The following is a 21704-nucleotide window of genomic DNA, read 5'->3' as shown; positions in this document are numbered from 1 at the left end:
GATGACACCATGATAAGATAACCTGATTTATCAGATGATAGCGTTGTGTCTTTTGTAATTGCGACAGTTTTTTTATATAACGGCAATGCTTCGATTTGCTCGGCGGTTGGCATGGGTATATCCAGAGCCTTCCCTTTTATCGGAACGGCTTCGCCGCCGAAGGTGGCGCCTTGGATGGCGGAAGCGATACTGTCGTGTTCAGCCTGTGTAACGTGCGAAACCGTATCTGCTTTATGGTCGTTGATAAGGTTCAGTAAATTTCCCGCTTCATTCGCATCCAATATGTCTTTAATCCCGGCAAACCAACTATCAAAGCTCGCTTTTTGCTGTGCACTCCATGTACTGAAATCTGCTTCGCTCCCGGATTTGAACGCTGCCAAATCCGCCTGGATCTGGTTGTAGAATGTCGTCGTGTCGACTTGATCAATCACGCCGGTAACGATACCGCACACCAATCTGTCAAGCCGACAATCTGTAATCAGCGATTGCGTAATTGCCGTTGTTCCTGCGGGTATGCTAATCTCGGCGAGCTTTAAATCGTACTGTTCAACCGTTCGGGTAATTGCAGGGGCTATCGCCGTACTCGCAGGCGTGCCCTTGATTACCTGCGCTGTAATGCTCCGCGCATTTACGTCCCAGCGCAGGACAATAATGTCAATGCGATTTAACACCCCATCGGCGTTGTCGATTGTCAGCTTCATGTCCCCATCATTGCGATAATGATAACCATTAATCCATGCACGTCCTGAGGGCAAAGTAACTGACATAGCGCTGCCATCGGCTGTTGCCGCAAGCTCACCGTTATATACGCCGTTGCCAACGATGGACGCGATATACTTTGCAAGCCAATCCGACGTGTATTCCCGATCGCCAGATACATCCGGGAAAAATCCGCTTGTTTCAGCCATTTAATAATCATCTCCTAAATTTAGTGTTTCGGGAAGCGGGCTGCCACAGGTAGGCGTAACCGTTACAACGCCGCCCTCGTCTACTTCTTCAACCTCCGTTATACGTTGGTCAAGGCGGATACCCCAGCACTCAAACGACACAATATCGCCTAAGTCCCAATCGGTCAGATAAGCAAAATTTCCGGTATCTACTGCGGCCGCCGAAAAGCTCTCCGAACGATTCACCTCGGCTAATTTTTCAAACCCACGCTGACGGAGCTGCGCCTGATAATCCGCGTCAGTCTGGCCTTCAGCCTGTTGGAGGTCGCGAGCATCAACCCATAGTTCCCGTAGCGGTTCGCCATTTGTCCGGTCAATCTCAACGATCACCCGGCCGTCGCCCTCACCTTGCCCGGCAACATAGGCATAATTCGCATAGCCTGTGCAGTCGCGGGTGTAGGTCGATCCGTTGATATTCCCGTACTCTTTGCTGAACAATACAAAAGGCCGCTCTGTCTGCGTCACGCTGCGGTCAACGCCATTGTAAACCTCGAATACCCATTGCTTGTTTAGCACGTCCAGACGCATTTTAAATCCCAATAAGGCAGCTTTGGCAAGTTTCTCGCATACAGTCAATGCTGTTTTATACGTTGCTTGAAACGCACAAGTTGTTGCAAGACCTATGGTATCGCCGAGCACCAAATGTGGTATGGGGCGAGCGGTAATTGCATTGTCTGACACAACCTTGCGCATTGCGTCCTCTACCGTACCGCTGAAATTAATGGTCGGTTTGATGATACGCTGGCTTAGCATGGACGACCCCATCCGGCCTGTTACCATTATCTCGTCTCCGCCAGTATCTGTTGTAGCGATTGAGATGCCCTCGATAATACCAGCTTCCTGACGGTCTAGCCGATGGATAATGTTGCCCTCTTGCAATAAGGCTATGTTTCCATCAGATGCCGGACAATGCAGTTCAAATTCGCCCGGCTCAAAAAATCGGCGCCGCCAGCGGAGGGAACTGTAACCATCTATAATTCCTTGTAGCTCGATATCAGGACTGTAAATGTAAAGCTCCATATCACGCCCCCCAATACGCCTGCGTGCTCAGTATTGACACGGACAAGTTGTCGATACCCTCGTCCGCGTTATACCGAAATAAGTTATCCCCCTGATAGGCTTTGAGCCATTTAGGGGGATATACCATAAGGTTATTAATGTTGGTCGTCACGCCGCCGGAAATCAGTTTAACACGCTTGTTACCATCGGCAGTCGTTATGACAATAACATCACCGGCGTGCATTGTCGTGTTAATCTGCATCAGCTCCCGGCGGTTGACATCGTATAAGCTGGGATTGACCACCGTACCGCTCGCCATAAACTTAACCGTAAGCCCCATTGGTACGGCGGACGGGTTATTGACGTTTCCGATTAAGGTATTAACCTTTTCGGTAACATGAAACGGTTCAGTAATCCGTAACGGGAATCTTATGCACCCATGCCAGACAGCCAACTGTGTTAACTGGTCGTTGAGAGCGTAAAACTTCGGGTCAGGGCAAATTAAACTGATCGTTGCATCGCGGGGCATTCCGCTTTCGTCAATATCAATTTTCTCTACTTGATACGTGGCCTTACGGCCAACATCATCGTCGCTTTCATAGGCATAAACCGTTCCCCATGAGCGAGGTTGGAAAAAGCTCCGCAAACGGTCTCCCCATTCTGGAAAATTCTCAAAGATGTTTGCCGTAATTACCGGGTTTCGTTTGTTAGCCTTGGCGCCGTTGTAATGTTCGCCGTCCTGCCCGCTGTTCTGCGAAGTATGTACAGTATATTCGGTACTAGAAAACCCGCTTGTGCTTTCAAGCCGGAGCGGGTACCCGTCATACTTAAATTCAATTTTCTGCCCTTGCTGGTTTTCGCAAACCACACGCTTCATACACTCACCTCAATTTTTTCACAACTTGCTGCAGTCCGTTCCGTGTTAGTCGCGCGTTTTCGGCAGGCGATGGCACTTTGCCCTGAAAATACTGATATACCTTAATGTCGCCCATTGGGCCCGATGCAGTTGGAGCACTTCCGGTCACGCCAGCGCCAAATTTAGCCGACGCCGAATACCCGCCATAGGCGGCTGCCATCGCCGTGCGGATCTGCATGCCACTATCCGGAAAAACCGGAATTGCCGCTGTCATGGACTGAACAACCGCCGCAATATTATCGGAAAATCCTTGCCCAATGCCAAGCGCAATATTTTTACCAACAACATCGGCAAATAGCCTTGACGGCGAATGAATTTTCAGATTCTTCTTAAACCCGTCTAAAATCCCGTCGCAAAAGCTTGAAATCCTATCATGCAGCCAGCCGACTGCACCGTTAATACCATCCCAAATGCCTTTTACGATGTTTTCTCCAATTTTCAACATCTGGTTTGGCAAATCGGAAAACCATTGAATAATCCCGTTTACGACGTTTGATACCGCTGTCTGCGTGGAATTATACATATTGGTTCCCCATGTGCCTACCGATGCAAGGATATTCGAGAGAAATGACCAAATCTTTCCGGGCAACTGGGAGAACCAATTGATAACCGCGCCTATCGTGTTTCTGGCGGCGGTTACGGCGGAGTTATATATATTCGTTCCCCAAGTACCGATATGGGTTATGGTATTCGCAAGCCACGTCCATATGCGCCCCGGGAGCTGGGAAAACCACGTTCCAATGGAATTGATCGTGTTCATAGCCCACGTGGTGGCTGATTGAAGCATATCCGCGCCCCATGTGTTGATATTAGTAATGACTTCTTTAAGGAAATTCCATATATTACCCGGAAGCTCTGAAAACCATTTAACAATTCCTTGAATGATTTCCGGAAGTTCTGTTGTAACCCAATTCCAAACATCCGTACCGAAATTAACAACGGCTGCCGCCGCCGCGCCGAGAGCGTATCCGATATTATATGGTAATTGCTGAAACCATTCTCCAACCGATTCAATAAACGCCGGAATGATTTCTGTAAAAAACGCTACGAAAGAATTCCATGCATTTACAGCTATAGCCCGAATGTATACCCAAGCTGCCGCCATAGTGCCTTGAATAGAAATCCACAAATTAGAAAAAAATGCTTTAATTTGAGACCAATTCTGAATAATCAAAAGAGGGATTCCAAGGAATGGCGCAACAACTGCCAAGATTGTGGGACCCCATTGTTTCACGAAAGCAATAAAATTGTTCCATGCCTGTGGAATTGTTACTGTAAAGAATCCAACTATGGTGTTAACAACGTTTGAAATAACTGTTTTTATCCCATCCCATATACTAGTCACCGCTGTTCGGAACCCCTCGTTTGTGTCCCAAAGGTGTTTAATGCCAACAACAAGGAGGGCGATGGCGGCAACAATGGCAGCAATAAGTAACACATGCGGGCTCGCAAATAAATCTTTGGTTGCTGCGCCTACCGCTTGTATGACACCAACAAGATTTTTCACCCCAGTTGCGGTCACTTGGATAACTTTTGCAACTGGCGCTATGGCTGCCACAATTCCAACAGCAATCAAAATAATTTTTTGCATGCCAGGAGAAAGCGCAGAAAATTTATTTGCCAGATCTGCTATATATTCCGCAATTTTTGTGATTATCGGTGCCAGTATCTGCTGGATTTTTATTGCGGCTGTTTCAATGGCGCCGTTCATTTGCTCAATGGAGCCCTTAGTATTATCCATCATAGTGGAAGCCATCTGCTTAGCTGCGCCATCGGAATTTTTTAAAGAAGCAGTCAGCTTGTCAAGATTTGCGCTGCCATCCTTTAATAGTACTTGCATGCCGGACAGGGAATTGGTTCCCATGATGGTTGCTATGACATTGTCACGCTGTTTATCGGTTAGACCGGCTGTTTTTTCTCCGAGTTCTTTAATGATTTCAGAAAGCGATTTCATCTTTCCGTTTGCACCATACGCGCTAAACCCGATTTCTTTCATGGTTGCCGCCTGCTCTTTTGACGGATTCATGAGGTTAGTCAGCGCTCCGCGAAGGGTGGTGCCGGCCTGTTCGCCTTTGATACCTGCGTCTGCCATCTCGCCAATTGCCGCCGTTACCTGCTCCAAAGACCATCCGGCGTTTTGCGCAACAGGAGCAATGTACTTCATAGCGGCACCTGTATCAGCAACGGCAGCGTTTGTATCTGCCGCGTTTTTAGCAAGCACATCCGCAACATGCCCGGCCTGATCTGCCGCAAGCCCAAATCCACGTAAAGTGGATGCTGCAATGTCAGCGCTATTTGCCAAATCTTCACCAGACGAAGCCGCAAGGTCCAGCATGCCCGGCATAGCCGCCATGATTTCTTTGGTTGTAAATCCAGCGGAAGCAAGGTTTTCCATGCCCTGTGCAGCCTCTGTAGCCGAATATGCCGTATCAGCGCCAAGCTGTAACGCCTGATCGGTCAGCGCTTTTAGATCATCTCCTGTCGCTCCTGAAATTGCGGCCACGCGGGACATCTGTGCCTCAAAATCGTTACCAGCCTTAACCGCAGCGGTTCCGATTGCTACTACCGCACCGGTTACAGGCAACAATTTTTGACCTACATTGCTTATTTTTTCTCCCGCTTTGGAAATTTTTTTACCTGTGTTCTGTAGCTGTGCTCCAAGTACACTATTTGATTGTTTTGCTTGCTTTTCCAGGTCCTTTAATTGCGACTCTGTTTTTTCAATCTCACGCTGAAATGCCCGATATTTTTCTTCGCCGAGCTTTCCATTCTGAAATTGTTGCTCAACATCTTTCTGGGCTTCTTTTAACGTGGAAAGTTTTTGCTTTGTGGTCTCAATTTCCTTAGCAAGAATAGTTTGCTTCTGCGTAAGTAGTTCCGTGCTACCGGGTTCAAACTTTAACTGTTTATTTACTTCCCGAAGCTCGTTTTGCAAATCACCGGCAGTTTTATTAACGCCTTTCAATGCAGAGGACAACGGCACGGTATCCCCGCCAATTTCAACGGTAATTCCTTTTATATTGTTTGCCATTATTCTTTCACCACCTAAAATGGGTACAAAAAAGCAGTTGCTATACACTAGCAACTGCTTATTAAGTAATTTTTTGTTTATTCAGCCTTTTTACTTAGCTTCTCAATATTTTTGTTCAATCGGCTCAGTTGATTTATGATAATCCAGTTTTGCTCCACAAGCGCGGAAAGATATGTTACTTTCGCTTGGTCTGCTGAATTTGCCAAGCTAAGAGCCATACCAGCTTTTAAGAATCCATTCCCCGCCAGATCAGCCGCAATTTGTTTTACAGTCTCAAGGTCTCTTGGGTCAAGCTCGTCAATATGATATTTTCCTTGAAACTTCTGTAACTGCTCTTGTTGCTTATCTTCTTTTGACTTCCCGCTTCCAAACATATCAGCACGCTCCCTTCAATGATTAATTCCATAATAGGACAATAAAGGAAGCATGTCAATGCTGTTGTGAAATTTTCTGCACTTACCTCTTTCCGAAGTATTGCCGCAGCATTTTCCTGTCCGGCTCCGTCTGTTCTGCCGCCCAGCAGCGTTCCAAATAATCACGGCCTTGTTCACTCTGCTGGCACGTAAATATTACAGCGTCGCGTAACAGTTGCCAGTACGTGAACACGTCCATTTGTTGAACTTGAAAAATGTTGATACCGGTATAATCGGCAACGAATTTATCATCGCCGGTTACCGCCGTGTAATGCCCCTCGTTCTGCTCGCTGTCTTGGCACGAGGGGACACTCAGTTTTTTTCCGCTTTTACTTTACCCATCCAATCAAAAAAGGCATTGAGCAGGCCGTTCATCTGATCCAAATCCATCGCTTCGACATATTCATCCGGAACACGATATTTTGCTTTATTTTTGCTCAACAGTTTTTTGATTGAATCGCGGAGTTCTGCAACAACGTTTTCTGTTACTGTATTTTTTTCAATTGCTGTGGTAGAACGTAAGGCCACATCTACTAATTCGCGCATGGTTTTAATACGCGGCGGCTCCACTTCCACAACCGTGGAATGGATCTCCCCACCGTCATCTTCTGTTGTGAGTTTGACCGGGAAATAGCGCTTTGCAACGCATGTTACATCATACATCCTAAATCACCTACGCTTTCGCAGTTACTGTGCAGATACCGGCTTTAACCGCTGCGCCCTTACTGTCTACTTCAGCAACTGTCAGAATATCACCGGTTGCCGCCGTAATATCAGACGTACCATCCCATGCCGTCCACCCGGTCAATGCAGCACCGACCGACAGAATCTGAGCGCCCATGATATAGCGGTAACTGTTGCCTTTCGCAATTTCCGGCGTTACAGTCAGCTTCGTTGTGCCGGTTGTGCTGCCGGCAACAGAAGATACGGTCAAGCCGGATGCTTTTACCGTGTCGCCGAGGACTTCCTCATCGTAAATAATCAGCGTGCCCTCACTATCGCTGGCCTGTGCTGTGATTTCAAGATCCATGTTTCCAGCGTCATCCGGCTTGAAATTCAGCTTAAATCCTCCGGTCTGCGTACCGACAATCGTTAAGCGTACATCGCCATACTGAGAATCTGGATGTACAAAGCGGAAAAGATGTACCTTTCCGTCGTCATGGCCCATGCCACCGATTTTAATAGTGCGGTGTCCCTGTGTTTCCGTGATACGCGCCGTGGATACAAACGTGTTAAAATCAGCCGCTGACCATGCAATCAGGGACGCTTTGAACGTCGCTTCTTCGGCTGTAAGGACATTCCTCTGTATAATTCCGAAGTCATCTTTAAACGTCTTAAACGTGGGCTTGTAATCAATTTCTCCGCCCTTTTCGATGTAACCGAGGCGGTGTTCCTCGGTTTCAATTTCAGAATTTGCCGGCACTTTTCCAGTAAACACATCATGATAGAGATAACCGCTCCCTACCGGGATATGGATGATTTTATCTGCCATTAAATATCAACCCTTTCCATAATTGGAGTTTTAATCGTATAAATCGTTTCGTACAAATCGTCCGGATCCGGAAGCCACATCTGCTCGCGGGAGTATTCCAAACCTGCCCGGTCGAACAAGGCTTCCAGCGCTGCGCTGTATTCAGATGTTTCGGAATATCTCTCAACCGTCAGGTTGTGCTTAATCAAGAGGTTTCGCATATCTCCTCCGCCGCCGTCTGCATTGTCAGAAAAGATGATATACGGCAAAGGCGGAACGTCGCCCGGTGGAAAACAGGTTTCCGCGACCGGTTCTCCGGCTTTTTCTAGCCATGATTTAATGCCCACCGTTTTCTGCCGCCTCCTTCGCAAGCTGCATCATACGTGCTTCTGCAATTTCCTGCCCATATTTAATATGCGGAAATGCGCGTGCTCTGCCACCCTGTCTAAGTGCGTGACCATTCTCAAGTAAATGCGTCAGTCGGTAATGCGGTGCTTTAACATACCAGGTTTTCGTCTTTCTAAAGACATCTTCATAGGTCTTTGCAACACGAAAAGATTTTACATAATCTCCTGTATGTTGCTTAAATGTAATGTGGGCCTTTATAGTCTGATTTACTTCATCTCCAACAATATCAACCGCTTTTTTGACACCTGCGGTAACATCGTTGGCGTACTCAGCAAGAACACTATTGAGAGCCTCCTCAAATTCTTCAGGAGTACATTTACGATAGCTCATGTTACCACCCCAACTTTCCGCAACGTAAGTACTGTGACAGGCGGGTTCGTATCATTGAGATTCTGCGACTGTTCGATACGGTAACGAGTTCCGGCAATCACAACATTGTTTTCTGTGGTAACATCCTCCCGTAAAGGAATCTGAATCAACCGATTAATTTCGGTACTGGCCGCGCGGGCCGCCCAATGCCTCTTAAACCCAACTACTCGATTTCCAAAACACAGGCGTATCAGTTTTTCGTCCAGTTTGTTGCCTTTGACGGAATAAATCTCGCAAAACCCGTCATTAAACGTTAGGAATTCGGTAGGCACTTGAATTTTCATACCGTTACCACCCCAGCACGCTCTGCTCCATACTCGTCATTAACTTCCACAATCATAATTTGTTGGCCGGCTTCGGCCGAAATGTTGCTTCCGTCCCAAAATGCCCATTTCCCATCCGGGAGTGTCCATTCGTTTTCAGGAAAACATATTTCGAGACGCTTTGGTAACTCCAAATTCGTGCCTACCTTACAAACATAGTTATTACCCTCATCCGCTTTCGGAGTAACCGTAATAGCACATCCTCCGAATTGGTCCGGAGAAGCAATAACGGTCAAAGCGTCAATGACGGGCGCCTGCGTGCTGAAATGCAGGTCGAGCAGTTCGGCTTCGAAGTTCTTTTCAAACACTTCCAAGGCTTGGCTTCTCGCATATCTGCAATAGTCCAGCAACAGCGCGCGCGGTTGGCCTTCTTCCGTAAAATCAAGCGAGGCGCCCGCAATTTGCTGCAGGCGCCTCATCCCTCGATTGATGTATCCTGTAACTTCCAAATCCGTAGCTTCGTCCTGCCACGTGATTTTAAGATATGCTTTTATGGCGTTTAGCAAACCTTCGGGCAGATCCGCCATAGATTATCACCTCAATTATGTGCTGGATACAGATTTCGTCTTAACCGGGTTTGCATCCGTATTGGCAACGACAACCTGTTGCTTCATCGGTTCAAGGCCGCTAATATCAGCCACCACAAACGCATTGTTATCAAGCGGCATGCCGTTACCGTAGATCTTAATTTTATAAACCCGGTTATCGTCAAGGAATTGGAATTCATCAGAGTATTCCAGTTGCCCGCCGGAGCCGCCTTTACCAACACCCATAAAATACTTATTGGCAAGTCCGAAAATTGCCTTTCCGGACGGTACGTTGATATCCTGCACGATATTAGACGGATACGGTAGTACATTGTTAACGTATGTACCAATCGTAGTCAAATAGGTTGTAGCAGGCAAGAATTTCTCAAAATAATCTACCGGATTTACCACAATCAGGATTGACGGAACCGGACGTTTCCTGCCGTTCGGCCCCTGTGCCAATGTAGCTGCAATACTGCCGATGGTATTAACGGACAAATCTGTAATTTTTACAGCGGATTTGTCCGGATAGACACCGTTTGTTACAGAGCCTTCAAGGTCTTTGAGCATGCCGATCGGCTGATCTTTACCAGTTCCAGCTACAATGCCCTGGGACAGCCCATAGCCAAGCGCTTCTGTAAGTACTGCACGGACGTAAGAATCCATCCACTCCGGGCCGACATCAAGCATATCGCGAGAAACAGCCATAAAAGCTGTCAGCTTGTTCAGGTCAATGCTGATTGTCCCGATTGCGCCTGAAAGCTCTGTTGCAATTGCAGTATTTAGTGCTCCCCAGGTAGCAAGCTGCATACCCTGCTTATTGACAATCATCTTTGTAATAGCCGATGTATTCTGGAAATTGATTGCGGCAAGCAGCGGAAATGTGGTACCAATGTCGCTTAATACCTGATCAATGACCGTCTCAGGCAAAGTAGTGCTATTAAGGCCAGTAAACGCCATCTTTGGATTATTGTAGTTTTCTTTCAGTACGCTCATCCAGCCGGTGTAATACTTGCGCTCTTCTGCGGTCAATTGCCTGATTCCGCGCGCAGCAAGGATAGAAGAATCCTGCGTCTTCTGATAGGTTTTAAAGTCGTTCACGACGTCCTGCTGCAAATCAACTGCAAACTGTGTCAGCGCGTCGGTGATCTGTTCCGGATTTTCACCGGAGAGAGCCGCAGAAAATTTCTCGTGAAGTTCCTGCTTAATAACATCTTTCGATTTCATTATTTTACCTCCATTTTCTTGCGGAAGGCAGACATTAGCCGCTCCGCGTTTGTTTTCTGGTTTTCCTGAATAGTCTTGTTGATTTCGTCAACCGCCTGCTTTGCAGCCATTTTTGCCTTTTCGAGTTTGGCACAAAAGTCCTTTGTATCAAGATTTAACACAACCGTTACTTCATTGGATTTTTTGGCTTGTGACTTGGCTGTGACTTTCTGTAATACCTGTCGCATAGCGCTTTGGCGTGCAACATTGTTTTCGGCAGAGCTGGAAATTGCTGTCGCAAATCCCATCTTGACCGCGTCCTCGGGAAGTATCCATGTGCCCTCGTGGTTTTCACCGTCCAGCATGGCATCAAGTTTCTCGCGGCTGATATTTACGCGCTCCATGTAGGCGTTTCCGGCGGCCCGCGAAATCTTGTCGAGCTCATCTGCCTGTTGCCTTAGCTGTGCGCTATTGCCCGCTTCTGGCTGTATCCATGCGTTATGAATCATCAGCGCAGACGCTGCATTCATAATCCGGTTATCACCGGCCATAAACACAATGGACGCGGCCGAGCAAGCAAAGCCATCAACGACTGTGTTAACCTTTGCATTGTGATTTTTAAGCACGTTGTAGATTGCAAGGCCCTCGTTTGTATATCCGCCCATGCTGTTAATGTGAACGTTGATCGTATCAACATCTAGGGCTTGAATATCTTTTACAATGGATAGGCTCGACATTTCGCCAAAATCCACACCCAGCCATTCGTCCAAGCCAGTATTTGTTGCATCCACAATGTCGCCAAAGATATACAGATCCGCTGTACGTGTCTGAGAATTCGTTTCCAAAGAATAATATTTTTTCATCCTGAATCACCTCCTGTTTTGGAATCATCCGGCGGTTTATCCGCCAACCAGTTGTAGTTTGCGGTTCTTCCATAACCTTTGCTCCACCACGTGTTGAGCGGGGTATCTCCAATCTTCTGCCGCAATTCATCGACGTTATACAGACTATCTGCTATAAGCTTGTCAGCCTGATCTGCAATACTGAATATGTCAATGTGCTTAATGCACGTGGTGTCAATCCTGAGATATGTTCCAGCAAGATAAGCCTCTTTCCCATAACGCTTGCGGTTGATCTCCGTTTGTATGATGTCTACAAGTGGGTCAATGCAGACGGTAAGCAACTCGTCTATGAGGGTGCTTATATCTGCAATGTCGCCCTGCAGCAGGGCCGGAGAAATGCGGAACGCCTGCGCAACGCGGGCAAACGCTTCTTTTGTGATATTGGCAATGTCGTTGACTTCCGATGTGGACTTTTTGCTACCCTCGCCGGTGATTTCTTCATAATTGATGCCATTCGGCAGATGGATTACAGCATTCTCGGAATCAAAATATTCTTTGAATCCTTTTCCAAAAATATCGTCAATTTGTTGTTTAAATTTTTGGTCTCCGGATAGCGTCTTGTCTACGTGAGCGATGCCCTTCCGTCCTCCAGCGCGCTTGTATTTACCCATCGCCATGGAGAGCAGCTGGCTGTATCCATCCATAACGCTTGCAAGCATAGCGCGAATATTGCGATCGTTAAGCCGAAAATACACCACGTCGCCCATGCTGAAGGTTCGGTCAAATGTGAAATTATTTCCGAATGTCGTTACCATTACATCAGAGAAAGTTGACGGAAGCAATGCGTATCCAGTCGCAACGAAACTGTCAGCGACGAGTAATTGCCCGTTTACTTCAATAACAAGCGCTTCATTGTCGTGGAGGAGTTTTGAAACAAGCTGCTGGATGAATTGGCTGCTGTTTTGGTTGACATTCGGTTCTACGTTCCAGAGGTAATATTCGTCAGTACGCACTTCTTTGCCCTTGATATAGGTCTTAAATTCGCATTTCGCAATCAACCCCACGAGCATATTGATAGCCATCTGAATTGCGAAGTCCTCAATATCCAATTGCAGCTTCACACTGTCTGTCAGACGCTGATTTAGCTTGTATGTCTTTCCGGGCTGAAAGATATCCCGGAAGAAATCAATTATTTTCAACCGTTCACCCCCTTCACACATAAAGTAAATAAATCAATCTTTGTAGTATCCGTCCGGGATTTTTACCTCCGATACCTGAATTTCTCTTACAACATTAAACAGAATTTCACGTGCAACGCCAACAGAAATTTTTTCACGCTGAAAAATTCCGATAATTTCTCTCCTTACTCTTTCACGTTGCTCTTCGGTTGTCTTTGCCATAAACAATTTCTTCCTTTCTTAAAAAATAGTGTCCCGTTCTGTTGCTTCTTGCAAATTAAATACCGGAATTTCGAACGCATTAATCTCCTTTTCTCAATACGAATAGACTTTAAAATCATCAATGTTGCTTTCCTCGCCGCTGTCTGCAAGGTTTTCACTCGCGCAGATTGCGGCGACCATTGCTTTGAAGCCATCTGTTTTACGGGACTTTTCCTCTTTTTTGCCGTAATATTGGTTGCCGCGGTCGGTGATGATGCAGGTATTATTTGTGTACCACGGCATCATCGGGTCATCGCCCCAGCAAATCCGGTGCGTATTAAACAGGCTTGTGATAACCGGGACATACCGGTTTTCAGTAACACGTTTGCACAGCATAATGTTATTTGCCCCTCCTTTATCGGTGTCGAATCCGGCTTCACGGAGAGCCTTCGTTAATAGTGTGTAGCGGAAGTTGTCAATGCCAAGTAGTGTGATATGATATTCTTTTGCTTTTTCCACAAGCCACGCAGCCGGAACATCTGGTGGAATTTCTGGACCGTCACAAAACGTCAAATACCCGGCATCTTCCCAATCGCCAAGCGGAGCCTTTATCCGTGGGAGGTCAGCACTTGCCCTGCAAACCCATGTATGTTGCATCCAGTAATAAATGCCCTTGTGCTTAAACAAAAGCCCAGCGGAGAGAAAATCTGTCGTTTTCATGTAGTCAATCCCTGCAACGCAATCACACCACTCCAAATCAGGAATAGGACGTTTTGCTGCAAGAATGTTATTCCAATCGGTGACGCTTTCGTCGTCGAAGGTCTTAGGAAGATTCATCCGCTTTACGACAAATGAAGAATTCCCGGACGGATTGATCTGGTACTGCGCATATTCCTGCTCGAGTTCCTGCCGGAGTACCGGGAAATACTGCAAAGATGGATTTGCCTTGTACCACATCTTCGGGTTGTCGACTTCCGCAGGGTCATCCAGTCGGCAGATGAACGGGAGCATTCCTTTGTCATCCATACCGCCGTTCAGTATCTGATCTGCCTGTGCCTTGATATCGTCGAGCGGACCACCACGGACATAGCCGTCCGTCGTAATGATCGTCTGACGGGGAAACGCCTTTTTACCAAGGCCGGTGCGGGCAACGTCCACCATTTTGTAATTCTCGTAGGCGTGGAACTCGTCGAAAACCACAGCTCCCGGGCGTCCGCCATCCTTTGTCTTTACCCCGGAAGTGCGGAAGCGGATTCGGGAACCCGTTGCCAGGTTGGTAATAACCTCTTTATTCCAGTTAAAAAATCGACCGAGCTTTGTCTTGTTATCTTCAAGGACGTTATACACATCCTCGAAGCTGGTCTTTGCCTGATCCTCTGCCGTAGCGAAAATATCGACGTCGTAATTTTTTACGCCGTTAATGGGAGTAATCCAGCAAAAGGATTCAAACGACAAATACCCGTTCTTTCCGGCACCGCGGCCAACCATGATAAACAAAATAGGCCAGCGGAGCAACCCGTCGGCCCGATATGTGCAGTTGTGGAGCGTAAACACGAACTTTTCCCAAGGCAGAAGCCGAAATGGGAAGAATTTTTGCTTATCGAGATAGCGTGCAAGCTGTTTTTCGTCAATGTGAATGTCTTCCGTTGCGAAACATTTTTCGATATAGTCGCATAAAAGCATTTGATCTTTGCAGACCGGCACAGAACCATGACGAACCAACGATATGTACTCGTCTATTTCCTTACAGATCACATTCATCATTATCCTTCTTTGCCTCAACATCCGGCGGAATTACCGTTTCTGTACTCAGTCCAAGCGCCTGCAATATAGCAACCATCTGTTTGCTATATTTCAACGCAGTATCCACCGATGGGTTGTTCTTCTCGTAGTCTTTTCCGGCGGCAGAAACTGTCATGTAGGTGCGCCCACGCTTTCGAATATCGGCCTGCATTTGATGAAACTGCTGATAAAACCACATGTAATCATCAATCAGAGCACGGTAAAGCGTGACATCCGCTCCTTTTGCCTGTAACTGTTTGATGAGAGATTCTTTTACTTCTTTTGCTTTTGCCATGCTTTGGCCGCCTCCTTTACTAATTTTTTCTACACGCGCGTGAGAAATCGGTTTTGTCGACCCTGTTGCCCCGATCTCCCATAGCCCGACCGCTTTTCAAATTTTTGACCCGGGGGTATCACCATTTCTCATCATCCCACTTTGACTTACGCTCATGATGAATTTCATAATGGCATCCATCACATAATGCTATAAGGTTACTCTTTGTTAGTGCTAACCACGGAGCCTCTCGTACTGTCCTCTTGTGATGCACGGTTGTGGCTGGTACATACAACCCCTTCTCCTTACAGCGCTGGCATTCATAGTGCTGCTCCCGCAAAACTTCATCGCGCAAGTGTAGCCATGCTTTGCTGATATAAAAAGCATGAAGGTCATTCTTTGCGATTAATGTGGGAATCCATACTGTTAATTCCTCCGGCGTATAAGTTTTATATCTTTTCACTTCTAGCTCCTTATGTGTATTTTATACGCATTATCTTTTAAAACCTATTGACTTATGCGTATTGAATGTGTATAATATAATCGTGAGGTGAGGATATGAAACGCAAGGACTTAATTAGAAAGCTTGAAAAGAATGGGTGGTGGAAAATAAGGGAAGGTGCTAATCATGACATATATACCAACGGAACAAAAATCGAACCGATTCCTCGCCACAATGAAATCAATGAATTACTCGCAAAGGCAATTATCAAACGGCAGGGGCTAAAATAAAGCCCCGCTGTTGCGGTTAAAATATACGGAGGTGCTCACCATGAAAAAAGTTTATCCCGTTATCCTCACCCCGGCAGAACACGGATATGTTGTATATGTACCTGATTTACAAATTAACACGGAAGGAAACGACATTGCTGAAGCAATCGAAATGGCGCGTGATGCAATCGGTCTCTGGGGAATTACACAACAGGATTTGGGACATACGATTCCCGAACCGTCTACTGTACCCATTGACCATAAGTCGAATGAGATTGTAACGCTGGTCGATATTGACTTTGAAGCATACCGCCGCGCCAATGATATGCGGACAATACGCAAAAATGTAACCGTTCCAAGTTGGCTAAATGACCTTGCTGAAAAAGCCGGCATTAACTTTTCTCAGGTTTTGCAGGATGGTCTAAAACAGCGGCTGCATGTAACTGACCGATAGAATTATCCCCGTCTGACAAAGGTGGGGATTTTTCTTTACGTTTCTTCCAATAAATATCCGCCCTGTGTTCCGCCGGTCCGTAAACGTGGGCATTGAACGCAGGGCGGTAACGTGATTTCATATACGGTCACCACCGAAAAATGGCATAAGAAAAGCCCTGGCTTTTCACAGCCCGAACTTGGAAAAATATCTGAAAAATTTTATAAAAAGTATTGACTACCACGTATTTACGTGGCATAATATGATTACAGGAAAGGAGAAACAAAAAATGAGCAAAAAGAAAAGCAAAAAGCTTTCCACAAAAGATTTGGTTGAACTGATAATCCAAGCCGTAATTGCAATAGCCGCTTTGATTACAGCAATCAAAACAAAGTGAAAAGCCGAGGGAGCTTAAAAACTCCCTCCCCATTTTGGGTTTTGCTTTTAGTATAGAATACCACGAGAAAGGGGAATTAACAATATGGAAAAAAAATACATTTGGGTTTTCTCTCTTGCTGTACTGCTTGTCATTGCTTTTGCTACACACTGGGGGATCATCATCCGATCTGCTGTAATCCTAAACGCCTTAATTATTTTATACAACGTCGCAAAAACACTATACCGCGCCTATAGAACAAAGGAGAAGAAATGCTAAAGCTAAAAGAGATTCGTACAAACGTAGGCTTATCCGTAGCAGCGCTTTCAAAACTAAGCGGAGTTCCTGTCCGCACGATTGAGGATATTGAACGCCGCGGCGATTGCCGAATATCTACCGCAAGGCAATTATGTGATGCATTGCATATTTCACTCGATAAATTTTATACTACAGATAAAGCAGAGGACGAATAATAGGACACCAAAGTCAAAATAAGAAATAAAATCAGCGGCAGTAAATTAATACCGCCGCTGATTTTTCTTTTTGCGCCCGGCGAAAGGAGAGGAACCGGGCGCTATGGGAGGATAAAAAGAAAAGATGAATGGAGGTTTATTGTCCGTATCTTGTATAGGTACACTTTGCACTATACTAATTGTAGCATATTGACATGGGACATGTGGGACATTTTAAAATTTTTTTAGAATTCTTTGCGCATATTTTTTCACACTATCTTCCGTAGCATTCCCGCCAATCTTAGCCGCTATATCCTGCCACTCAAGCCCATCTATGTACCTATACCGCAGAATGGCTCGTGCTTTGCCTTCCGGAATCCGGTCAAATACTTCCTCGGCTTTGTTCTGCCAAAAATATAGGTTCCGTAATTTTTCATCGTAAATCTGTATAAGCCGCTTGCATGCCTTGGCGGTCTTAGGGGATTGTACGAACCCGGATATCGGAATCGGGCGGCTTTGATACGGCTCATGCGCCGGAGAAGCCACTACGGTATCTGTTTCCATGCGCCAGCCTTTACCGCACAAATCAGCGATCTCATGTTCCAACTGGCCGATTTCTATTTTTAAGTCAGCATAGTGTTCGATCAGTTCTTTCGACGTCATATTAGGCCTCCTGTTTACGATTCTTTAGGATAATTCCGGCAGCATATTGAGCGCCGTGGCTGGATTCTCGGCGTATGTATCGCGGAGGGTTTGAATAATGTCAGACATATTAGATTCCTCCGATTTTCATTTGGCAGCCAGAGTTTGAGACTTCAACCGCACGCTTACATATACGTAAGTAGCGGCATTTTCTTAATTTGGGATCACGTTCAAGTTCATAGATGTATTCAGCACTTGGACGGTAATATTGGCAATGTCGGCAAAATTGATAAGCATATGGATTCCAGTCTATCATTCCGCACCATCCTTTCCGTCTAGTGCTTCCCAACAACTGCCATCTTCTTTGCGGTGCGGACAATCCTCGTTTTCGCTCCAATCTCCGCAGAACCCGCACATATCATGGCTGCAATCGCAACATAAGCCTTCAACCGGCTTATGTTTATTTTTCTGCGCCTTCCTAATGAAATATTCCTGAACGTACTGAATACACGGCCCCGGCGTCGCCGCCTGCTCGCGGGATTTGATTTCTTCATGCTTTAACATCGCTCTTTTCCTCCTTTCCAGCTCCTTACGGCAGAAGCCGGTTAAAATAGGCTCATTTGAGTATTGTTAAACGTTTTTTTACTGATTTGCTCTACCGTTGCACATCTCCAACCAGGACGGCCCATAATGCGCTGTGCGCGCTTCGATTTAGGTTTAGCAAAATAGTTGCTGTCTACAATTGGAGGCGTAGGCAGATAAAACTCCGGAGGCGGGTTATCACCAGATCCCGAGCACAGATGGCGTATCTTGTCCTTGTGATAGCACACATGGTTATGTATTAAGTTCAGATTTACGCCATCTGGATAGCACGTGTCATTACACCCGTATTTGTAAATATCTTTCCAGCACCTAATCGCTTGGCGGATTTCTTTTCCATTGCATTGGATTTGCTCATATACAGTTTGCTTCTTCATAGTTCATTCACACTTTCCAATGGAGCGATTACTATGCTATTTCCGTTCGAGTCCTGCAATTCTGCCTGATAAAGCAGCCTGCCGTCCATCTTTCTGAGTATGTACGCCGTCATCGTGTACTTCGTGCTGCGGTATGTAACCGGATGACCGAGAGCAGTTTTTACATCCTGCGGTTTCATGCTTCATTCACTTCTACCGCGATACAATCTCCGTCGTAAAATTTATGCCTTATCTCCTTGACGTAGCGGCGGCTGTCGTCTTTGATTACCCAGCCTTTCATAGCGTCCTCGATCATCTTCGCGGCGTAGGCGTGGTTGCTGCAATCCATACGGTCGTTCCACCAAAATGTAATTGTTACAGGTTTAACGTTTGGCTTGTGTGGAACGTTCTGGCAGGACAAGCAGTTCGTTACAATAAGGTGCCAATACTCCGCGTCTTTCTTTCTCTGTGCCCAATGCTTGCCTGCGTAAATGGCGTTTAAACCAAATAGCCGACAGAACTGTTTCATCGTTCGGATTTGCGGCGTTATGTAAGGAATTGTAAATCGAATCATTGTTTTTTCCTTTCCATGCTGTGATCTAACTTTTCCCAAGGTTCCCGAAATCATCAAATACTCCGGACTTTTCGTATTTCTCGATGTCGTAGGTTGGTTTATGCGCAGACTCTGATTTGCGATTGTTGCCCTCTTTCTCGCGCTTTTCCCATGTCCGTACGCAGGCTTTCCAATCCTTGACCTTGTTTTTTCCTATCATCCAGCCCTTGGCGGAATAAAAATCGACAAAGCGCTCAGGGTCAACTTGGTTTTTCCGTTCCTGACAGTATGCTCGTACCTCTTCTACGGTTGGCGGCTTGAATGCGGAGCGGTGCGACGGCGCAGCCGAAGCACTACTCTCTATACTATCCTTATCTAATCTATTCTTATCTAATCTATACTGTGTCAACGGCTCGTTGACGTGTTCGTCACGGGTTCGTGACGGCTCAAATAATGGATGGTCTGTATAGGCTCCGTCGGGTTTTAAAAAAAGAGAGGATTTTTCCTCTAAATAGAGGGTTTCTTTGTATGTATCCTTTCTGATGTAGTTGTGGATTCGCCAATGCTTAATGACAATTACGCCCGAATCAAAAACCAAAATATAGCGCTTTGCAATGAGCAATTTCAGGTCATCATCAGAGCAGCAAATCATACGCTGAATCTTGCGTGGGTTAGAAACAAAGCCATCATCATCGGCTCTCATGCACAAATGAAAATAAAGTGCCTGCGCTGAAAGAGGCATACTTAAAAAAGCGTCGGTATCGATAATAGATTTTGCGAACATTCTTTTTTCAGCCAAATTATCACCTTCTAAACCAGCAGTTTGACTTGTTCGTATTTGCTTTCTTCTCTGGCCGGGGCAAGCATTTTCTCTTGTGCAGCCTGATAAAAATTCTTATCGACTTCGAATCCGTACGCGCTTCGGCCTAACTCATAGGCTGCACGAAGCGTTGTTCCACTTCCGGCGCAAGGGTCAATTACAACGTCTCCGGAGTCGGTAAAAATCTCAATCAACCGCTTTAAAACATTGACCGGTTTCTGTGTCGGGTGAATTTTTGCATAGCGCTTTGGATCGTCTTTCAGCCACTCAAACCAATCAAAAACCATCCTGCCGCCATTGTTGAATTTAGGAAGCTTGTCGCGGTAAAGCACGATTGCGTGTTCCGTTGCTCCGACAATCTTCATGTTTGCTTTTAGGACTTGCGCCGAATAGCGCTTGATGAAAAAAATCGGGAATGAGTGCATAAATCCGTATCTTTTTCCGTAGTCGATAACCATCTGATCTTGGTTAAAAGCGCAAAATACGATCATTGCCGGAGCTTGGCCTTTTTCCTTTGGCTCTTTTTTAAGTAACCGGCTGCAGAAATGCATATACTCCGCAACCTTGAAATTGCTGTCGGTATTGAAAAATTGCTTTCCTGCTTTGCCGCTTTCCCCGTTTTTATTATTTCCTCCAACATACCACTCGGGGCTTGAAGCATAAGCGTTATTGCCGAGATTGTATGGTATATCAGCTATGACAAGCTGCGCCTTTGGGATGTTGTAGCGCTTAAAATTCTGAAAATTGTCATGGTATAGTTCCATTTTGATTTCCTTCATTGTGAGTTCCCCCATCAAAAAGGTAAATCCTCGTCATCTGGCAGTTCTTCAAAACCATCCGGGTTTTCGACAGTATCTTGCGGTTTTGAATATAGATTATTGTTGCATTCATTTTTCTTCGAATCCGCGAAATGTACATGATCTGCGACAATTTCAAACGCCTTGCGCTTATTGCCATTATTGTCTGTGTAAGTGCGGGTTTGGATGGAACCTTGTACGGCTACCAACTGACCCTTGCGGAAGTATTTACAGACGAAATCAGCGGTGCTGCGCCATGCAACCACGTCGATGAAATCGGCTTGACGGTCAGTACCTGATTTTACATATGAACGTTCAACAGCAAGCGTGAAACTGGTAACGGACACATCGTTTGGTGTGTGACGCAGTTCGGGGTCAGCGACTAACCGGCCCATTAAAATAGCAACGTTAAGCATTATGAATCCTCCGAACATCTTTATATTGGTTGTCAGCCTTATGGAATATCACAGCATTAGGAGTTCCACAGTCGAGGCAAGGAATGTCAAATTCTGAATCAGATATGTTCGTTAAGTACTTGAAAGAATGCCCGCATTCACATGTAAACTCAACAGGCGTCATTTTTGATGTCAACAGGAATTTTTCTCCGCACTCTTTGCATATTGCCTCTGTAATAGGAGACTTGGAACAGAATCCGTATTCATGTCCACACTTTGGACACCTGACAAACAAAAATCCTTTGACACCGAATGATTGATTTTTTACAGCAAGTGCGCTTTGCGTATCGGCAACTGATATTTGCTGTGAAATTGTGACAGTTTTATCGAAAATGATGTTCGACACGAGCTTGCAAAATAGTGCTTTGAGTTGCTCCTCTGTCCCGCTTATAGAAAAGCGCCTATCGGATGTGCTAATTGTTAATTTCATAATTATCCTATCCTTTCAACCGCCAAATGCGGCACAAATCATCGTCAAGTTTGATTCCAAAAACCTTGTATTTCCTGCAAAACGTGTCTTTGCCGGTGTTATGAAATTCTGTATGATGCATCCGGCAGAAGGGCAAAACATACATGCCTTTGTGGATTATTACTTTTCGGTTTCGACCGGCGCCGACTGCGT

At 45.8% G+C, this 21704-nt stretch carries 28 protein-coding genes and 1 pseudogene; 3 read left to right on the top strand and 26 right to left on the bottom strand.

Annotated features, from left to right (window positions below; translation table 11 throughout):
• The 18 genes and pseudogenes from CAGA_RS12295 to CAGA_RS12210 all read right to left on the bottom strand — a co-directional run.
• Window positions 1-908: pseudogene (locus tag CAGA_RS12295) on the bottom strand (hypothetical protein); the annotation flags it as partial.
• The gene (locus CAGA_RS12290; protein WP_135661179.1) at window positions 909-1967 is read right to left on the bottom strand and encodes a siphovirus ReqiPepy6 Gp37-like family protein; all 1059 of its coding nucleotides are present in this window, start codon (window positions 1965-1967) and stop codon (window positions 909-911) included. It lies immediately after the preceding pseudogene.
• Between the two features lies 1 nt (window position 1968).
• Entirely contained in the window at window positions 1969-2823 is an 855-nt protein-coding gene (locus CAGA_RS12285; protein ID WP_135661178.1) for a phage tail family protein, read from the bottom strand.
• 4 nt (window positions 2824-2827) lie between these two features.
• The gene (locus CAGA_RS12280; protein ID WP_135661177.1) at window positions 2828-5893 is read right to left on the bottom strand and encodes a phage tail tape measure protein; all 3066 of its coding nucleotides are present in this window, start codon (window positions 5891-5893) and stop codon (window positions 2828-2830) included.
• A 77-nt stretch (window positions 5894-5970) separates the two neighbouring features.
• Complete coding sequence (locus tag CAGA_RS12275) at window positions 5971-6267, bottom strand: hypothetical protein (RefSeq protein ID WP_135661176.1); 297 nt, start codon at window positions 6265-6267, stop codon at window positions 5971-5973.
• A gap of 351 nt (window positions 6268-6618) precedes the next feature.
• Complete coding sequence (locus CAGA_RS12265) at window positions 6619-6969, bottom strand: hypothetical protein (protein WP_135661175.1); 351 nt, start codon at window positions 6967-6969, stop codon at window positions 6619-6621.
• Window positions 6970-6979: 10 nt separating this feature from the next.
• On the bottom strand, window positions 6980-7798 hold the full coding sequence (locus tag CAGA_RS12260; RefSeq protein ID WP_135661174.1) for a hypothetical protein: 819 nt from the start codon (window positions 7796-7798) through the stop codon (window positions 6980-6982).
• Window positions 7798-8124 (bottom strand): hypothetical protein, encoded by a 327-nt coding sequence (locus CAGA_RS12255; RefSeq protein ID WP_135661173.1) that lies wholly within the window; start codon window positions 8122-8124, stop codon window positions 7798-7800. The genes CAGA_RS12260 and CAGA_RS12255 overlap by 1 nt, the downstream gene beginning before the upstream one ends.
• Entirely contained in the window at window positions 8114-8515 is a 402-nt protein-coding gene (locus tag CAGA_RS12250; protein WP_135661172.1) for a hypothetical protein, read from the bottom strand. Before CAGA_RS12250 ends, CAGA_RS12255 begins: the two co-directional genes overlap by 11 nt.
• Complete coding sequence (locus CAGA_RS12245; protein ID WP_135661171.1) at window positions 8512-8838, bottom strand: hypothetical protein; 327 nt, start codon at window positions 8836-8838, stop codon at window positions 8512-8514. The genes CAGA_RS12250 and CAGA_RS12245 overlap by 4 nt, the downstream gene beginning before the upstream one ends.
• On the bottom strand, window positions 8835-9404 hold the full coding sequence (locus CAGA_RS12890; RefSeq protein ID WP_243113044.1) for a hypothetical protein: 570 nt from the start codon (window positions 9402-9404) through the stop codon (window positions 8835-8837). The genes CAGA_RS12245 and CAGA_RS12890 overlap by 4 nt, the downstream gene beginning before the upstream one ends.
• 15 nt (window positions 9405-9419) lie before the next feature.
• On the bottom strand, window positions 9420-10631 hold the full coding sequence (locus CAGA_RS12235; protein ID WP_135661170.1) for a phage major capsid protein: 1212 nt from the start codon (window positions 10629-10631) through the stop codon (window positions 9420-9422).
• Window positions 10631-11473, bottom strand: a complete 843-nt coding sequence (locus CAGA_RS12230; RefSeq protein ID WP_135661169.1) for a head maturation protease, ClpP-related — start codon at window positions 11471-11473, stop codon at window positions 10631-10633. The genes CAGA_RS12235 and CAGA_RS12230 overlap by 1 nt, the downstream gene beginning before the upstream one ends.
• The gene (locus CAGA_RS12225) at window positions 11470-12651 is read right to left on the bottom strand and encodes a phage portal protein (protein ID WP_243113043.1); all 1182 of its coding nucleotides are present in this window, start codon (window positions 12649-12651) and stop codon (window positions 11470-11472) included. Before CAGA_RS12225 ends, CAGA_RS12230 begins: the two co-directional genes overlap by 4 nt.
• Window positions 12652-12684: 33 nt before the next feature.
• Window positions 12685-12852, bottom strand: coding sequence for a hypothetical protein (locus tag CAGA_RS12715; RefSeq protein WP_167875238.1), 168 nt, complete (start codon window positions 12850-12852; stop codon window positions 12685-12687).
• 93 nt (window positions 12853-12945) lie between these two features.
• Window positions 12946-14592, bottom strand: coding sequence for a terminase large subunit domain-containing protein (locus tag CAGA_RS12220; RefSeq protein ID WP_243113042.1), 1647 nt, complete (start codon window positions 14590-14592; stop codon window positions 12946-12948).
• Window positions 14576-14908, bottom strand: coding sequence for a P27 family phage terminase small subunit (locus tag CAGA_RS12215; protein ID WP_135661166.1), 333 nt, complete (start codon window positions 14906-14908; stop codon window positions 14576-14578). Before CAGA_RS12215 ends, CAGA_RS12220 begins: the two co-directional genes overlap by 17 nt.
• Before the next feature lie 118 nt (window positions 14909-15026).
• Window positions 15027-15350 (bottom strand): HNH endonuclease, encoded by a 324-nt coding sequence (locus tag CAGA_RS12210; protein ID WP_243113041.1) that lies wholly within the window; start codon window positions 15348-15350, stop codon window positions 15027-15029.
• Between the two features lie 95 nt (window positions 15351-15445).
• Between CAGA_RS12210 and CAGA_RS12205 the strand changes: the two genes are divergently transcribed.
• The 3 genes from CAGA_RS12205 to CAGA_RS12195 all read left to right on the top strand — a co-directional run bounded on the left by CAGA_RS12205 (window position 15446) and on the right by CAGA_RS12195 (window position 16880).
• Window positions 15446-15619: a type II toxin-antitoxin system HicA family toxin gene (locus tag CAGA_RS12205; protein WP_135661165.1), complete on the top strand. Its 174-nt coding sequence runs from the start codon at window positions 15446-15448 to the stop codon at window positions 15617-15619.
• A gap of 40 nt (window positions 15620-15659) precedes the next feature.
• On the top strand, window positions 15660-16052 hold the full coding sequence (locus CAGA_RS12200) for a type II toxin-antitoxin system HicB family antitoxin (RefSeq protein WP_135661164.1): 393 nt from the start codon (window positions 15660-15662) through the stop codon (window positions 16050-16052).
• Between the two features lie 627 nt (window positions 16053-16679).
• A complete protein-coding gene (locus CAGA_RS12195; protein WP_135661163.1) occupies window positions 16680-16880 on the top strand; it encodes a helix-turn-helix transcriptional regulator in 201 nt (66 codons plus the stop codon).
• 213 nt (window positions 16881-17093) lie between these two features.
• Here the strand turns inward: CAGA_RS12195 and CAGA_RS12190 are convergent, their stop codons facing one another.
• The 8 genes from CAGA_RS12190 to CAGA_RS13025 form a co-directional block, all read right to left on the bottom strand.
• The gene (locus tag CAGA_RS12190) at window positions 17094-17522 is read right to left on the bottom strand and encodes an RNA polymerase sigma factor sigma-70 region 4 domain-containing protein (protein WP_135661162.1); all 429 of its coding nucleotides are present in this window, start codon (window positions 17520-17522) and stop codon (window positions 17094-17096) included.
• A 291-nt stretch (window positions 17523-17813) separates the two neighbouring features.
• Entirely contained in the window at window positions 17814-18065 is a 252-nt protein-coding gene (locus CAGA_RS12185; protein WP_135661161.1) for a hypothetical protein, read from the bottom strand.
• A gap of 409 nt (window positions 18066-18474) precedes the next feature.
• Window positions 18475-18657, bottom strand: a complete 183-nt coding sequence (locus CAGA_RS12180; RefSeq protein WP_135661160.1) for a hypothetical protein — start codon at window positions 18655-18657, stop codon at window positions 18475-18477.
• Window positions 18654-19031: a hypothetical protein gene (locus CAGA_RS12175; protein WP_135661159.1), complete on the bottom strand. Its 378-nt coding sequence runs from the start codon at window positions 19029-19031 to the stop codon at window positions 18654-18656. Before CAGA_RS12175 ends, CAGA_RS12180 begins: the two co-directional genes overlap by 4 nt.
• Window positions 19032-19056: 25 nt before the next feature.
• Complete coding sequence (locus CAGA_RS12885) at window positions 19057-19809, bottom strand: replisome organizer (RefSeq protein ID WP_243113040.1); 753 nt, start codon at window positions 19807-19809, stop codon at window positions 19057-19059.
• Window positions 19810-19820: 11 nt separating this feature from the next.
• Window positions 19821-20609, bottom strand: a complete 789-nt coding sequence (locus CAGA_RS12165) for a DNA-methyltransferase (RefSeq protein ID WP_135661158.1) — start codon at window positions 20607-20609, stop codon at window positions 19821-19823.
• A 14-nt stretch (window positions 20610-20623) separates the two neighbouring features.
• A complete protein-coding gene (locus CAGA_RS12160) occupies window positions 20624-21043 on the bottom strand; it encodes a single-stranded DNA-binding protein (protein ID WP_135661157.1) in 420 nt (139 codons plus the stop codon).
• A 476-nt stretch (window positions 21044-21519) separates the two neighbouring features.
• Window positions 21520-21704, bottom strand: a 185-nt coding sequence (locus tag CAGA_RS13025) for a putative HNHc nuclease (RefSeq protein ID WP_413814399.1), incomplete at its 5' end; no start/stop codon positions are given.

Origin of the sequence: Caproiciproducens galactitolivorans (assembly GCF_004768785.1) — a bacterium.
GTDB classification, from domain to species: Bacteria; Bacillota; Clostridia; order Oscillospirales; family Acutalibacteraceae; genus Caproiciproducens; species Caproiciproducens galactitolivorans.
The sequence above is the reverse complement of the archived record's forward strand: the minus strand, read 5'-3'. Positions and strand labels throughout refer to the sequence as shown.

Excerpts from the sequence above, each read along its gene's own strand:
- CAGA_RS12290 (WP_135661179.1), bottom strand. The coding sequence starts at position 1,967 with ATGGAGCTTTACATTTACAGTCCTGATATCGAGCTACAAGGAATTATA.
- CAGA_RS12285 (WP_135661178.1), bottom strand. The coding sequence starts at position 2,823 with ATGAAGCGTGTGGTTTGCGAAAACCAGCAAGGGCAGAAAATTGAATTT.
- CAGA_RS12280 (WP_135661177.1), bottom strand. The coding sequence starts at position 5,893 with ATGGCAAACAATATAAAAGGAATTACCGTTGAAATTGGCGGGGATACC.
- CAGA_RS12275 (WP_135661176.1), bottom strand. The coding sequence starts at position 6,267 with ATGTTTGGAAGCGGGAAGTCAAAAGAAGATAAGCAACAAGAGCAGTTA.
- CAGA_RS12265 (WP_135661175.1), bottom strand. The coding sequence starts at position 6,969 with ATGTATGATGTAACATGCGTTGCAAAGCGCTATTTCCCGGTCAAACTC.
- CAGA_RS12260 (WP_135661174.1), bottom strand. The coding sequence starts at position 7,798 with ATGGCAGATAAAATCATCCATATCCCGGTAGGGAGCGGTTATCTCTAT.
- CAGA_RS12250 (WP_135661172.1), bottom strand. The coding sequence starts at position 8,515 with ATGAGCTATCGTAAATGTACTCCTGAAGAATTTGAGGAGGCTCTCAAT.
- CAGA_RS12245 (WP_135661171.1), bottom strand. The coding sequence starts at position 8,838 with ATGAAAATTCAAGTGCCTACCGAATTCCTAACGTTTAATGACGGGTTT.
- CAGA_RS12890 (WP_243113044.1), bottom strand. The coding sequence starts at position 9,404 with ATGGCGGATCTGCCCGAAGGTTTGCTAAACGCCATAAAAGCATATCTT.
- CAGA_RS12235 (WP_135661170.1), bottom strand. The coding sequence starts at position 10,631 with ATGAAATCGAAAGATGTTATTAAGCAGGAACTTCACGAGAAATTTTCT.
- CAGA_RS12230 (WP_135661169.1), bottom strand. The coding sequence starts at position 11,473 with ATGAAAAAATATTATTCTTTGGAAACGAATTCTCAGACACGTACAGCG.
- CAGA_RS12715 (WP_167875238.1), bottom strand. The coding sequence starts at position 12,852 with ATGGCAAAGACAACCGAAGAGCAACGTGAAAGAGTAAGGAGAGAAATT.
- CAGA_RS12220 (WP_243113042.1), bottom strand. The coding sequence starts at position 14,592 with ATGAATGTGATCTGTAAGGAAATAGACGAGTACATATCGTTGGTTCGT.
- CAGA_RS12215 (WP_135661166.1), bottom strand. The coding sequence starts at position 14,908 with ATGGCAAAAGCAAAAGAAGTAAAAGAATCTCTCATCAAACAGTTACAG.
- CAGA_RS12205 (WP_135661165.1), top strand. The coding sequence starts at position 15,446 with ATGAAACGCAAGGACTTAATTAGAAAGCTTGAAAAGAATGGGTGGTGG.
- CAGA_RS12200 (WP_135661164.1), top strand. The coding sequence starts at position 15,660 with ATGAAAAAAGTTTATCCCGTTATCCTCACCCCGGCAGAACACGGATAT.
- CAGA_RS12195 (WP_135661163.1), top strand. The coding sequence starts at position 16,680 with ATGCTAAAGCTAAAAGAGATTCGTACAAACGTAGGCTTATCCGTAGCA.
- CAGA_RS12190 (WP_135661162.1), bottom strand. The coding sequence starts at position 17,522 with ATGACGTCGAAAGAACTGATCGAACACTATGCTGACTTAAAAATAGAA.
- CAGA_RS12185 (WP_135661161.1), bottom strand. The coding sequence starts at position 18,065 with ATGTTAAAGCATGAAGAAATCAAATCCCGCGAGCAGGCGGCGACGCCG.
- CAGA_RS12180 (WP_135661160.1), bottom strand. The coding sequence starts at position 18,657 with ATGAAACCGCAGGATGTAAAAACTGCTCTCGGTCATCCGGTTACATAC.
- CAGA_RS12175 (WP_135661159.1), bottom strand. The coding sequence starts at position 19,031 with ATGATTCGATTTACAATTCCTTACATAACGCCGCAAATCCGAACGATG.
- CAGA_RS12165 (WP_135661158.1), bottom strand. The coding sequence starts at position 20,609 with ATGAAGGAAATCAAAATGGAACTATACCATGACAATTTTCAGAATTTT.
- CAGA_RS12160 (WP_135661157.1), bottom strand. The coding sequence starts at position 21,043 with ATGCTTAACGTTGCTATTTTAATGGGCCGGTTAGTCGCTGACCCCGAA.